The sequence below is a fragment of the Bacillus sp. UNC125MFCrub1.1 genome, from assembly GCF_000701305.1.
In the GTDB taxonomy this organism is placed as follows: domain Bacteria; phylum Bacillota; class Bacilli; order Bacillales; family Bacillaceae; genus Bacillus; species Bacillus altitudinis.
Window position 1 is genome coordinate 334,941 of the sequence record NZ_JNIG01000010.1, and the last position, 12,769, is coordinate 347,709.

Genomic DNA, 12,769 nt, shown 5'->3' on the forward strand with positions numbered 1-12,769 from the left:
CAAAAAAGGATATCACTAGCAAAACAAAGACATTTTGGTATATGATAGGAATCTATGATTTTCAGGATGAATCAAGGGAGCTGTTTTTAATATGGAAATGACCATTACAAGAGCATTAAGTGAACTGAAAATGTTAGATAAGAGAATCAGCCGAACGATTGATGAAGCCGTACTCGGTGGTTTGATCATCGGGAAACATATACAGAACGGATTTCAAAATCAAGAAGAAGTAGAAAAAAAGGCAAAAGCAGATGACCAATCGATTCAAGCATTAATCAAACGCCGAAATGCCATTAAATCAGCCATCGTTGTGTCGAATGCTACGACAACGATTGAGGTGGCGGGTGTTAGCATGACCGTAGCAGAAGCCATTGAACGCAAGACATCCATAGATTACGATATTCGTTATTTACGAAAATTAAAAAAGGTCTACACAGAGCTGGTTGACCGGTCAGAACAAATCAATGAAGATGTGAAAAAGAGACTGGATCAGCATTTAGAAACACTATTTGGGAAAGACGGGAAAACACAAGCCGCTGCCAACCAAGAGATCGTCAAGTCATTCCTAGCTGAAAATGAGGCGGCGATCATTGACCCTCTTCGTCTCCGAGTGAAGATTGAACAGCTTTCGAAAGAGATTGAAGATTTCCAAATGGAAGTGGATTTCTCCTTGTCAGAAAGCAATACCTTGACAAAAATACAGATCGACTAGTCGATTTTGTTAGTGAGCCGAAAATCGATAGGACTAAACACCTCCGAGGGAAAGGTCATTCCCTCCTCATCTGATGATCATCTTAGGATGATCCATGATAAAAGCTCAAAGCTGAACGTTCAAAGCTGAAAGCTCAAGTATTCAAAGTTCTTATCCATCAAAGTTCAAGATGAAAAGCTCAATGCTCGATCGAATCTGGGAGAAACGGCTCATGAGTGTTTGTTTATCGACTCTTTCGGTTGCCGCCCAGCAGGTTTGCTAACAAAAAGAAAAGGATGTCACTAGCTGACATCCTTTTTTTCTATGAAAACGACAGGAATTTCGCCAAGTCGCCTCTTCTAGCAGATTAGTAACGTGATGTATATGCCAAATGGTACACACTTGTCACATTTGAAGATAGCGTGATGTCGTTTGAAGTAAAAGTCACTGGAACGATATCGTAGTAATGTGTAGACCAGCCTGCATTATTGTATGTACGGTAGCCTGCACCTGCAGGAACTTGAATCGTTAGTGAAAATTGTCCATTCTCGTCTGTTGTACCTGTCGCTGTTTGAGCATATGATTTGATTGCTGCTTCAAAATAAAGCTGAATTGGCTGATTCGCCATGAGTTGACCACTTGTGTCCTTTAATGTTCCTTTAAAAGTAGCTGGATAATATGAACCTACACGATATTTACTGCCAGAACCGTAATTAACCATACCACCGTCTGCTGCTGTGACGCCTGTTACTTGTACGGATGCTGGTACTGCTCCTGTTTCCTCTGCATGTGCAAAGCTTGGGAAAACGAGAAGCAATGATAGAAAGAAAGCAAACATGATTTTTTTCATCGATAAATCCTCCTTTTTTTTCCTACTATATTACTATCGACAGTTATTGTCATTTTTCCAGTAAAAAACAAAAACTTCCCTTTTTATTCAAAAGGGAAGCTGCAAAACTATTTTTTCACAACAACTTTCACTGCTTTACTTTCTCTTTTTCTCACATCTGAAGCCGTCACATACAAGACGGTTTTGGCTTTTTGCGGCTTGATTTTAGCCGTAAATGCGCCTTTGCTATTGGTTTTGACCGTTTGAATGACTTTCTTTGATTTGTTCTTCACCTTGATTGTCAAGCCTGCACCCGCAGTTCCTTTGACCGTTTTACTTTTCACTGTTACTCGATTCACCTTTGGCTTAGCTGGTGCTTTGCCCTTTTTCACGACCGTTTTGAGCGAAGTCGCAGCCTTTCCTTTTGATATCTTGATGTGAAGCACTTTATTTTTGTTTTGATGCTTGATCTTCACACTAAAGGTTCCCTTTTTGCTTGCCGTGCCTTTTCCAAGCAGGGTTTTGCCTCTATACACAGAAATGGCAGCGCCGGCTTTCGCCTTTCCTGTCACCTTTTGATGCTGATCTTCTACTTTGCTGACTGATGCGTTTAATTCAACAGCACTTAATGCGGCAAAAGCATTGAGTCTGCCATGTCCAGTCATCCAATCGATACCCGGAATTTTCGGATCGACAACAGGCTCGTCATTTTCATCATAGAAAATGTCATCTGTTCCATCAACAGCTTTAAATGAAATATCATCCGCTGTATTTTGTAAAATATTTCTCACTTGGTTTGGTTTCAGGGTTGGATTTTTAGAAAGCAGTAATCCTGCTGCTGCTGCAACATACGGTGTAGCCATTGATGTCCCGCTCAAGTATGAAACATTCCCATCAGGCATTAAGCTTGGGATATCGGACCCTGGTGCAGACATGCTTAATCCTTTCCCATAGCTTGAGAATTCAGCGGCAATATCCATGCGATTGCTTGCACCAACTGCCATGGCATATTTGGAAGTCGCAGGATAACCCATTTCTGGAATGCCATCGTTTCCGCTCGCCACTACCACTAATACATTTTTTTGTGCAGCATAGTTCATCGCATATTCAATGACCTTGCTATAGTAGCCACCGAGGCTCATGTTGATGACCTTTGCACCTTTGTCCACTGCATGTTTAATGCCAAGAGCAATATGCTCTGTATCTCCATTTCCATACGCATCCAGCACTTTGACTGGGATGATACCTGTATGTTGATTCAGCCCTGCCATGGAGTAATGATTGTCGGCTTTTGCTGCAATGATACCTGCCACATGGGTACCGTGGCCATTGTCATCAATTGCATCTTTATTACGGCCAATCAGATTAGCACCTAAGTCTGTGCGAACCGTTCCGCTTAAATCGGACAAACGGCTGTCGACACCTGTATCCACAACAGCAATTAACGTTTGCTTCATTTTGCTTGTGCCAATCAATGTATTCATTTGTTCAAACTTCACATCAGCGCCTTTTTTCCCACTGTTCTGCGCACTGTTTTTCAGCGGCCACTGGTAACCATACTGCGCGTCATTACTGAGCGCACGATACGTTTGTACAGGCTCTGCAAATTCAACATTCGGCATACTAGAAAGCTTTCTCGCCGTGCTTTTGATCACAGCTTTGCCTGCTTTAAGCGTTTTGCCAGCTGATTCTTTCCCTGCCGGTACATCGTAAACATACATTCCTTTAAATAAAGGATTTACTGATTGAGATGTCACACGGTTTTCTTGAATTCCGTAGCTTTTCATTTTCTTTTTTGCGGATTGAAGCGTTTGTCCATCCTTTAATTTAAAGATGATTTTGTTTGTGTTGACCTTTTCTTCTGGAACAAGCTTTTGTTTCTCTAATACATAACCGATCGATTTTCCTTCAAGCTGATCGATTCCTACTTTTTGCCCCACTGCTTCTAATTCCTTTTTTAGATAGGCTGGACTTGCCTCTTTGAGCATATCAAAAAGGGAACGGATCGCCTGTTGCTCTTTCTCTGTGACGATATGACCGCTGAATGCACCATTTTTCTCTACGTCATTCAGCAATGATTTTAATGTAAGCAAATGATTGTACACCGTTTGCTGCTTTTTTTGATTGTTGATGAGTTTAGATTTAAGAAACGGCTTTGTTTTTTGTAGCAGACGTGTAAGCTTCTGACCATCGGCTGTTTCATTGAATCGTTTGTCTTCGATCGTACGAATGGATTGAAGAATTTGACGTCCATGCTTTTTCTCAATAATGATGATCCCTGGCTCTTCTTCTTCAGGGAAAATCGGTTCAGATGGCGGAAGATTCGCGCCTTTATACCCGATTGTATATGCTGCATCCTCTTCCTCATCACGGCTGTCTTCCTCTGAACCTAAATACAGCACTTTGACATAGTAAGGACCTGACCATGCATGCGGGAAGTTGATTTCTGTCTCTCCACTTGCTGTGTCCACACGATATCTCGAATAAGTGTCATCCTTTATCGCTCTATCCTTACTTGGGTAGACCGATACAGATAACACTTGTTTGCTTTTGACAGCAATTTGCATATGTGTATGTTTTGCCACATCTTGTGCAGATGGCGTGATTTGGTACCATGACTCTTCTTTTTCATTCTGTAATGTACCTGAGATGACTTCACCATTTTTTAACCCAATGGCTTCATTGACACTTGTGCCTTTACTAACTGCTGATGCCTTGTACCCAGGTAATGCAGCCATACATAGAATGATGGCCATGAGTACAACCACACAGGATTTGACCTGCTTTTTAAACATGAAAAGACCCCCTTATCTTTTACAATACCTTGGAAGAATATCACAGAATCCTTTTTAGTAGAATCTATTTTTGACATAATTAAACTCGTTTTAAGCTAGGATTTGAGATATTCAGATGACTAGTCTAATCGCTTCATAAACTTTTTGCCATTTCAAACGGAAAATGATGCTATTTAACCATGTTGAAAAGTACATTACAATCAAATTGTAAGCGCTTAACAAACAAGAGAGAAGGGATCAGCTTGTTCCAAAAAGATCATGTTTTTACACAAGTAAACGGTCGATCAAAGAATGAGATTTTACAATACATTTCCGAGAAAGCTGAAGACCTTCACATTACAGATGATCAGTCAGGGTTATTAACAGATTTGTTGAAACGCGAAGACGAAGTCTCAACAGGACTTCAGCAAGGTTTTGCGATTCCTCATACAAAAAGCTCTGCTGTTCAAACGGCTTCACTTCTCTTTTTAGAACTTGAACAACCCATTGAATGGGGAAGCTTCGACGATTTGCCAACAAGTTATTTATTTACACTGCTCGTTCCACTAGAAGAGGCCAATGTCACACACCTCAAATTACTGTCTGGCATTGCCACAAGTTTAATGGAGCCTGCTTTCATCGAAAAGATTCAACCCGGTCGAACAGCAGACTATTATTACGAAGTCATTGAACAACAATTGAAAGAGGGGATTACACAATGAAAATTGTCGGTGTCACTTCATGCCCAGCAGGGTTAGCTCATACACCAATGGCAGCAAAAGCATTAGAGAATGCGGGTAAACAGCTTGGACACGAGATTAAAATCGAACAACAAGGAATTATGGGACAAGTGAATGGCATTACAGCAGAGGAAGCCAAGCAGGCAGACCTTTGCATTATCGCCTCCAATCAGCACATTAACGACGCTGAACGCTTCTCAGGTATTCCTACTGTTCGTGTCGAAATCGGACGCGCCCTAAAAAATGCCGAGCAAATCATCACAAAAGCCGTTGCGCTGGTTGAAAAGAAAAAATCTGAATCCCAATAAACAAGAGCAATGCCATATAGAAAGGAGCAAAGCAGAATGAAAGCAAAATTAAAAGTCATTGAAGGCCACCTCATGACCGGTATTTCTTATATTCTTCCGGTGATCATCGGAGCTTCACTTATCGTTGGTTTAGCCAAACTAGTCGGGTTAGGTTTTGGTGTGTCAGATTTAAACGCCTATAAAGATGCAGGCGGGATTTTACATGGTGCCTATTTGATGGAACAGGTTGGCTGGACAGGCATTGGCTTAATGAACGTACTGCTCGCTGGCTTTATTGCCTATTCGATTGCGGATAAATCAGGTCTTGCGGCCGGCTTTATCGGCGGAGCTCTTGCCAGCTCAACAAATGCTGGTTTTATCGGCGCCGTCATTGCAGGTTTCTTTGCCGGGTATGTCGCTCTCTTTGTGAAAAGAAAAATTCAAATTCAAGGCTCTGCAGCTGGACTCGTCCCTCTGCTCATCTTACCGCTCATTACTGTTGGCTTAACCGGACTTCTCATGTCCGTTCTGCTGGGCGGTCCATTAGGGGCTTTGAACACCGCATTAATTGAATGGATCAAAGGCATGGTTGCAGATGGAACAAGTACACTCGCACTTGCTCTCATTCTAGGTGCCATGATTGGCTTTGATCTTGGCGGCCCAGTGAATAAATCAGCTTGGATGGCTGGTAACGCGCTCTTCCTATCAGGTGTCTATCTTCCTGCCATTCTCGTCAATATCGCGATTGTCATTCCTCCGCTTGGATACGGGCTTGCGACATTGATTCGAAAACGCAACTTCTCTCCTACGTTTAGAGAAGCCGGACGAGGCGGTCTTGTGATGGGGATTATCGGGATTACAGAAGGAGCCATTCCCTTTACACTCGTCAATCCTTTGAAATTGATTCCGCTGAATGTCGTCGCTTGTGCTGCTGGAAGCGGGGTTGCTGCCTTATTAGGTGTCCATGACATCATGCCGCCAATTGGCGGACTCTACGGATTCTTCTCAGTAGGAAACTGGTGGGCATATTTAATCGGCGCGCTAACTGGCGCACTTGTTATTGGAATTGGTGCCAACCTACTTGTGAACTTCTCTGAGAAAAAAGAACCCCAAAAGCCAGAACATGATCAGAAGCAGAAAGAAGAAGATGATTTTGACCTTGTGCTAGAAGGATAATTTGAACAAAGAAAGGTGTCGTTACACAATGACTGTCAATGTACATGTGATTCCACATACTCACTGGGACCGGGAATGGTATTTTACCACCTCCCGCTCCCGTATCTACTTAATGAAAAGCGTAATGGACATATTGGACACCCTCGAAACAGATGAACGATTCCATTACTTCATGCTCGATGCGCAAGCATCCTTGCTAGATGATTACTTAAAATGGCGCCCCGAGGATGAAAATCGAATCAAACAGCTCGTCACAGCAAAACGCCTCATCATCGGTCCGTGGTATACACAAACGGATCAGCTCGTGATTTCTGGGGAATCGATTGTACGGAATCTGCAATATGGGATTGAGCGCTGTCAGCAGTTTGGACATGTCATGAAGGTCGGTTATGTCCCTGATTCCTTCGGTCAATCTGCACAAATGCCTCAAATTTATCAAGGCTTTGGAATTGTCGATACAGCCTTTTGGCGCGGCGTTTCTGATCATATGACGAATCACACAGAATTTAATTGGCGCGGGGCGGATGGCAGTGAAGTGTTTGCAGTGAATCTGCCATTTGGCTACTACTACGGAGGAAATATTCCTGAGAAGGATGAAGACCTGCAAGCCTTTCTTTCTGAAAAAATCGGGGCGCTGCAAGCAAAAGCTACGACAAAGAATGTCTATTTCCCAAATGGCTTTGACCAAGCGCCTATTCGTAAAAACCTGCCTGACTTATTAGAAAAAGCCAATGAAATAGATGAGCATAACTATCAAATCAGCAGTTTAGAAGACTACATTGCAGCAGTGAAAAAAGAGCGAACTTCTTTTGAGACATTAGAAGGAGAGCTCATTCATGCCAAGCATATGCGAATTCATAAGTCCATTTTTTCAACAAGAGCAGATTTGAAAATCTTAAACAATCAAATTGAAAACTATCTTGTTAATGTGATGGAGCCGATCCTTACAATCAGCTATTCACTCGGACATGACTATCCGCATGACACGGTGCGTGATATTTGGTACCTCATGTTTGAAAATGCAGCGCATGATAGCATTGGCGGCTGTAACAGTGATACGACGAATCAAGATGTCTTCTTCCGCTATAAACAGGCAAAGGAAATCGCCGAGAATCTTGTGGACTTACACATGCGTCTCATCGCCATCCGGCTGCAAACTGAGCAAGAAATCACGTTCACTTTATTTAATACACTGCCTTCAAAGCGCTCTGAAGTCATTGAAGTCGAAACCTTTATCACAGAACGTCCATTTACACTAAAAGACGCTGATGGACGAACTCTTTACTACACAGTCAAAAGCAAAACCGATGTGACAGATTATGTCTTAGCACAGCAGATTTCACTTAACCCAAGCAAAGAAGTGTACATGCCAAAGCAAGTATGGAAAGCTGTTTTACTCATTGAAGCAGTCGACTTACCATCCGTTGGTTATACACAAGTTAGCATGGTTTTCGATGAATCTAGTGAATCCATTTTGGAAAAAACAGAAGGTCGTGTCATTGAAAATACGTTTTACCGCATTGCAGCAAATGACAATGGGTCATTAGAAATTACGGATAAACAGACCGGACGAACGTTCTCTGAGCAAATGATCTTTGAAGACAACGGAGATGATGGGGATTCTTATAACTATTCACCACCGCGTGAGGATCTTTATGTATCATCTAAAGATATCTCATCAGCCGACATCACCGTATCTAAAAGCAGTTTACAGGAAGAGCTCACCATCAAGCTTCAATTGACTGTCCCATATGATTTAGAGGAACGTTCGGAGCAAAAGGTGACGACTTCCCTCCCGATCACAGCGAAGGTGGCTTTAAATAAAGATGAAGCGGTCATCCGTTTTCATGTGAATGTGGACAACCATGCGCTAGACCACCGTCTACGGGTGCTCTTTGATACAGGTATTGCGTCAAACTTATCACTCAGCGATCAACAGTTTGGCACCATCGAACGTCCAACGGAGCTGACGCAAGAGCTAGAATGGTGGAACAATGAACATTGGGAAGAAAAACCGATTACCATTGAACCCATGCAATCATTTGTTGCACTTCGCGATGAAGCATATGGTGTCTCTCTTTTGACGGACTGCGTGAGAGAATACCAGATCACAGGAGAAGACTACACAACGATCGCGTATACACTCTTCCGCTGTTTCGGAAAAATGGGGAAAGAAAACCTTCTTTACCGTCCCGGCCGGGCTTCTGGAGAAAAAATCGTGGAAACACCTGATGCCCAGCTTCAAGGATCGCTATCATTCTCCTTTGGCATGCACTATAGCCAAGAAGCGGTGAGTGAAGGACACTTGGCTCAGCTTGCTAAACGTTACACCACCCCGGTTCAGTGCTACGAGCGGGCAGACTTTTTAAACGGTCGTTTAATTTTCTCTTTCCGAGATGAAAAAGAAGACTTACAATCTACTTATAGCCTGCTTGACATTGAGACAGACGGGGCCGTTCTAAGCGCTTTGAAAAAAGAAGAGCATGGAACAGGCATTGTCATTCGTCTCTTCAATCCATATTTAACACGTCAAACAGCCGCTTCAATCAATAGTTCATCTCTACAACATGGAGAAACAGCGAATTTAGGCGAAACACCTGAAGGACATATACTGAAAGCACAACATGGATCATTACACATTGAACCGCTCACACCTTGTCAGGTACAAACCTACATTGTAAAGAAAAAATGAACATGTAGGGGCGGGATCCATTTGGATTCCGCCTCTCTTTAATGGAGGGCATTGATCATGCGAATTGGAGGCATCGAAGCAGGCGGTACAAAATTTGTCTGCGGCTACGGAACAACAGACGGAACGATTGAACATATGACTTCCTTTGCAACAGGGAACCCAGAAGAAACATGCCGGCAAGTGATCGAATACTTTACAGAGCATCCAGTTGATGCGATTGGCATAGGCGCATTCGGACCTGTCGATGTAAAAGAACACAGCCCCAGCTATGGAACGATTCTCGAAACACCCAAAACAGCTTGGCGCCAATTTCCATTACTCTCAACCTTAAAACAAGCACTCGGTCTCCCTATGAAGCTTGATACGGATGTGAACTGTGCGGCGCTCGGTGAAGCTCGTTTTTCAATGGAAACAGACAGACCAAATTCCTTGATCTATATCACGGTTGGGACGGGAATCGGTGGCGGTGCCTATATTGAAAACCGCCTCATTCACGGACTGCTTCATCCAGAAATGGGACATATCACCGTTCAGCGCCACCCTCATGACACCTATGGGGGCTGCTGCCCGATCCATCATGATTGTTTAGAGGGATTGGCATCTGGACCTGCCATAGAAGGCCGCTATCATACATTGGCACAAATGCTGCCAGAGGAACACCCTGCCTGGTCACTTCAAGCTTATTATCTCGGGCAAATGACCGCAAATTTATTACTCACCCTGTCACCAGAACGCATTATTTTTGGTGGAGGTGTCATGAAACAGCCGGCCTTGCTGCCGCTCATCCTTGAAGAAACAGACAAGCGCCTTCATGGTTACTTACAATTACCAAAGCCATTAAATGAAATCGTCACAAAGCCTTCCTTTGACGGATTATCTGGTTTAATGGGAGCCATCGCCCTTGGAGCTGATGCCTTAAAGGAACAAGGAGCGGCGCAATGATGATGACGGCAGATACTCGAACCTACCAGCTCATTCAGCGGCTATTTGAAACGAAAGGGTTCGTGAAGCTGGAGGAGCTCACTGCCTCTTTTCGCTTATCTGACCGCTCCATCCGCAATTTAATCAAAGAAGCAAATGAGCTGTTAACGCAAGCTGGAGCCATGATCAAGACCATCCGCGGGAAAGGGTATACGCTCTTAACAAGTGACCAAGACGCTTTCCTGCTTTGGCTTCATCAGCAAAAGCTTCCTGCTCGCTCTCTCGTTCCCGTCATGCCAGAAGAGCGCATACGATTTATGATGAGAAAACTATTGCTTCAATCAGACTACTTAAAAATTGATCAATTAGCAGAAGAATTGTTCATCAGCCGTATGACGGTCAGCAGTGATTTAAAAAAAGGACGGGAGCTGTTAGCCCGTTACGGTATGACCCTTGTCTCAAAGCCTGGATTTGGCTTAAAAGTAGACGGAGACGAATTGCAAAAAAGGACGTGCTACGCAGACTTACTGCTTGAAGAAGAACCCGCCCTATCTCATATAACTGAGCGGGAACAGCTTCATTTCCCTGACATTTCACTTGAAACCATTCGATCCATTGTGCTGACAAATCTATATCAAGAATCACTGCTCATTAAAGATATTGCCCTAAAGAATTTAGTGATTCACTTAGCGATTGCCATTCAACAAACGCAAAAAAAACAGCGGATACCCACCAGTACTACTCACACACAAAGACCGCCAGTGTTAACAAGAATCGCTCAAAAGATCACGCATCAAATAAGCGACACGTTTCATGTCACCTTATCAGAGGATGAAACAGATTACTTGGTGATGCATCTCTTGGCGAATCAAACGTGGAAAGAAATCGATGAGCACCAAACAACAGAAGAAGTACGTCAGGCGGTGACACGATTTCTCCAGCACATTGAAAAAACAAGCGGTCATCGTTTTGTAGATGACGATATCCTGCGTCAAGATTTGATGCTGCATATGAAGCCATTATTAAATCGAATTCAATACGGCGTGTCTTTACAAAATCCGCTTTTGCATGAGATCAAAACATCTTACCCTTATCCGTTTGATTTGGCCGTCAGCGGACTCAATGCCTTACAGCTGGTACGGACGCCAAATGAAGATGAAGCGGCATATGTTGCCTTACATATTGCTGCTTCATTTGAAAGAAGCCATCTTGACACCTCGCAAAAAAAGAGGGCCATTATTGTATGCGGATCTGGACTAGGAACGGCACGGCTACTTGAAATTAAATTGAAGGCGGCCTTTCAACATGAGCTTGAGATTGTTGAGCTTTATTCTTATCAGGATTACGCTTTTAGCACGACTTTGCCATGTGATGTGATTATTACAACCGTACCTCTCGCACCAAAGGGGAAACCAATCATTCAAGTGAATGCTTTTTTTGAACATCATGATGTCCAGCGTGTGAGTGAGGTCATTCACCTGTTAAACGGACACGGTGCCCCTTCGCAGGAGCTGATGGCTTTTTTCCAAGAACGATTGACCTTGTTGGATGTGAACCTTTCAAGCAAAGAAGAGGTATTAGATACGCTTTGCAGCCGGCTGGAGGCGCATCAGCTTGTTTCATCTTCTTTTCGTTCCTCCGTGCTGGAGCGGGAGCAAATGTCATCAACTTATCTTGGCAAGGGGATTGCGATGCCTCACCCGCTCATCACAAATGAAGGCACCTCCTGCGTGGCAATTGCACGATTGAAACAGCCGATTGATTGGCAGGGAGATCAAGTATCTCTGATTTTCTTATTAGCCATTCAGAAAGATGACGCTGCCTGCATGAATCAATTTTTTGAACAAGCTGTCGATTTGTTAGACAGTCCTGACCGCCTTCAATCCTTGACACATGCAAAGACATTTGATGAGCTGATGCATGTCCTGTTTCAATAGCACTAAAGGCCGCCCAATTGAGATCGGGCGGCCTTTTATTCATCTATTCCTTACATACGAATCAATCGTATATGACATTTTTTCCTTCTTCCCTTAACTTTTTTAACAACGTCAGCATATGATTAATTTCTTCATTGGAGTGTCTTTCCCAAGCGCCTAATTCTGCGACAATTTTCAAAGGGGATGTCGATCGATAAGAACGGGTCGGATTCCCTGGAAACTTTTGATCCGTCAAATTCGGATCATCTTCAAACTCGCCTGTCGGTTCTACAACATAAATTCTCTCTTTGGAATCAGACCGGGCTAATTCAACTCCCCATTTGGCTGCGTTTAATGTTCCAGTAAAATAGATGTGGTTCGATTGTTTATCCTGATAATTGGATAAATGCAACGGTTCAAGCAGGTCCCCAATCTTCAATTCTGCTTTCGTCCCATGAAAAAACGGCCCAGGATCTAAAACATCTTTCTTGTCATTCATACAGCCACATCCCTTATCGTTTTTGACTTGCGTATAACAGTATACGGCCTGATGCGGGCGGAAAACAGTCTATAAATGAGATTAAATTCGGGGTATAATGATAGTAGAGAGTAAGATGTGATCGGTAAACTCCAGCAAGTTGAAAAAACAGCAAGCATACATACATACAAAGCAGTCTTCTTGAAAGAGATAAAAAGCTGTTAGACGCCATAAAAGCCAAAGAGACGTTTGACGTTTTATGTGG

10 protein-coding genes are annotated in these 12,769 nt (G+C 43.2%); 7 read left to right on the plus strand and 3 right to left on the minus strand.

Annotated elements, in window-relative coordinates; translation table 11 throughout:
* Positions 1 to 91: 91 nt before the first annotated feature.
* Entirely contained in the window at positions 92 to 712 is a 621-nt protein-coding gene (locus N521_RS06825) for a hypothetical protein (RefSeq protein WP_017366532.1), read from the plus strand.
* Positions 713 to 1,058: 346 nt separating this feature from the next.
* Here N521_RS06825 and N521_RS06830 read toward each other — a convergent pair whose 3' ends face one another.
* Together N521_RS06830 and N521_RS06835 are read right to left on the minus strand one after the other, a co-directional pair.
* A complete protein-coding gene (locus tag N521_RS06830; protein ID WP_007498435.1) occupies positions 1,059 to 1,541 on the minus strand; it encodes a DUF2059 domain-containing protein in 483 nt (160 codons plus the stop codon).
* A gap of 107 nt (positions 1,542 to 1,648) precedes the next feature.
* Positions 1,649 to 4,315 (minus strand): S8 family peptidase, encoded by a 2,667-nt coding sequence (locus N521_RS06835; RefSeq protein WP_035390587.1) that lies wholly within the window; start codon positions 4,313 to 4,315, stop codon positions 1,649 to 1,651.
* A 242-nt stretch (positions 4,316 to 4,557) separates the two neighbouring features.
* On the opposite strand from N521_RS06835, the gene N521_RS06840 reads away from it, so the two are divergent.
* Genes N521_RS06840 through N521_RS06865 form a run of 6 tightly spaced genes read left to right on the plus strand, consistent with a single transcriptional unit; the run spans position 4,558 to position 12,047 of the window.
* The gene (locus N521_RS06840; protein ID WP_035390588.1) at positions 4,558 to 5,016 is read left to right on the plus strand and encodes a PTS sugar transporter subunit IIA; all 459 of its coding nucleotides are present in this window, start codon (positions 4,558 to 4,560) and stop codon (positions 5,014 to 5,016) included.
* Positions 5,013 to 5,342: a PTS fructose transporter subunit IIB gene (locus N521_RS06845; RefSeq protein WP_007498438.1), complete on the plus strand. Its 330-nt coding sequence runs from the start codon at positions 5,013 to 5,015 to the stop codon at positions 5,340 to 5,342. Before N521_RS06840 ends, N521_RS06845 begins: the two co-directional genes overlap by 4 nt.
* Positions 5,343 to 5,378: 36 nt before the next feature.
* Positions 5,379 to 6,497 (plus strand): PTS fructose transporter subunit IIC, encoded by a 1,119-nt coding sequence (locus N521_RS06850; RefSeq protein ID WP_017358746.1) that lies wholly within the window; start codon positions 5,379 to 5,381, stop codon positions 6,495 to 6,497.
* Positions 6,498 to 6,525: 28 nt separating this feature from the next.
* Entirely contained in the window at positions 6,526 to 9,189 is a 2,664-nt protein-coding gene (gene mngB, locus N521_RS06855; RefSeq protein WP_035390589.1) for a mannosylglycerate hydrolase, read from the plus strand.
* A gap of 57 nt (positions 9,190 to 9,246) precedes the next feature.
* Entirely contained in the window at positions 9,247 to 10,131 is an 885-nt protein-coding gene (locus N521_RS06860) for an ROK family protein (RefSeq protein WP_008342179.1), read from the plus strand.
* Entirely contained in the window at positions 10,128 to 12,047 is a 1,920-nt protein-coding gene (locus N521_RS06865; protein WP_035390590.1) for a BglG family transcription antiterminator, read from the plus strand. Before N521_RS06860 ends, N521_RS06865 begins: the two co-directional genes overlap by 4 nt.
* 61 nt (positions 12,048 to 12,108) lie before the next feature.
* Here N521_RS06865 and arr read toward each other — a convergent pair whose 3' ends face one another.
* Positions 12,109 to 12,525 (minus strand): NAD(+)--rifampin ADP-ribosyltransferase, encoded by a 417-nt coding sequence (gene arr, locus N521_RS06870; RefSeq protein WP_035390592.1) that lies wholly within the window; start codon positions 12,523 to 12,525, stop codon positions 12,109 to 12,111.
* Positions 12,526 to 12,769 lie beyond the last annotated feature (244 nt).

Coding starts and splice junctions, on each gene's coding strand:
- N521_RS06865 (WP_035390590.1), top strand. CDS start 10,128: ATGATGATGACGGCAGATACTCGAACCTACCAGCTCATTCAGCGGCTA.
- N521_RS06850 (WP_017358746.1), top strand. CDS start 5,379: ATGAAAGCAAAATTAAAAGTCATTGAAGGCCACCTCATGACCGGTATT.
- N521_RS06845 (WP_007498438.1), top strand. CDS start 5,013: ATGAAAATTGTCGGTGTCACTTCATGCCCAGCAGGGTTAGCTCATACA.
- N521_RS06825 (WP_017366532.1), top strand. CDS start 92: ATGGAAATGACCATTACAAGAGCATTAAGTGAACTGAAAATGTTAGAT.
- arr (WP_035390592.1), bottom strand. CDS start 12,525: ATGAATGACAAGAAAGATGTTTTAGATCCTGGGCCGTTTTTTCATGGG.
- N521_RS06860 (WP_008342179.1), top strand. CDS start 9,247: ATGCGAATTGGAGGCATCGAAGCAGGCGGTACAAAATTTGTCTGCGGC.
- N521_RS06830 (WP_007498435.1), bottom strand. CDS start 1,541: ATGAAAAAAATCATGTTTGCTTTCTTTCTATCATTGCTTCTCGTTTTC.
- mngB (WP_035390589.1), top strand. CDS start 6,526: ATGACTGTCAATGTACATGTGATTCCACATACTCACTGGGACCGGGAA.
- N521_RS06835 (WP_035390587.1), bottom strand. CDS start 4,315: ATGTTTAAAAAGCAGGTCAAATCCTGTGTGGTTGTACTCATGGCCATC.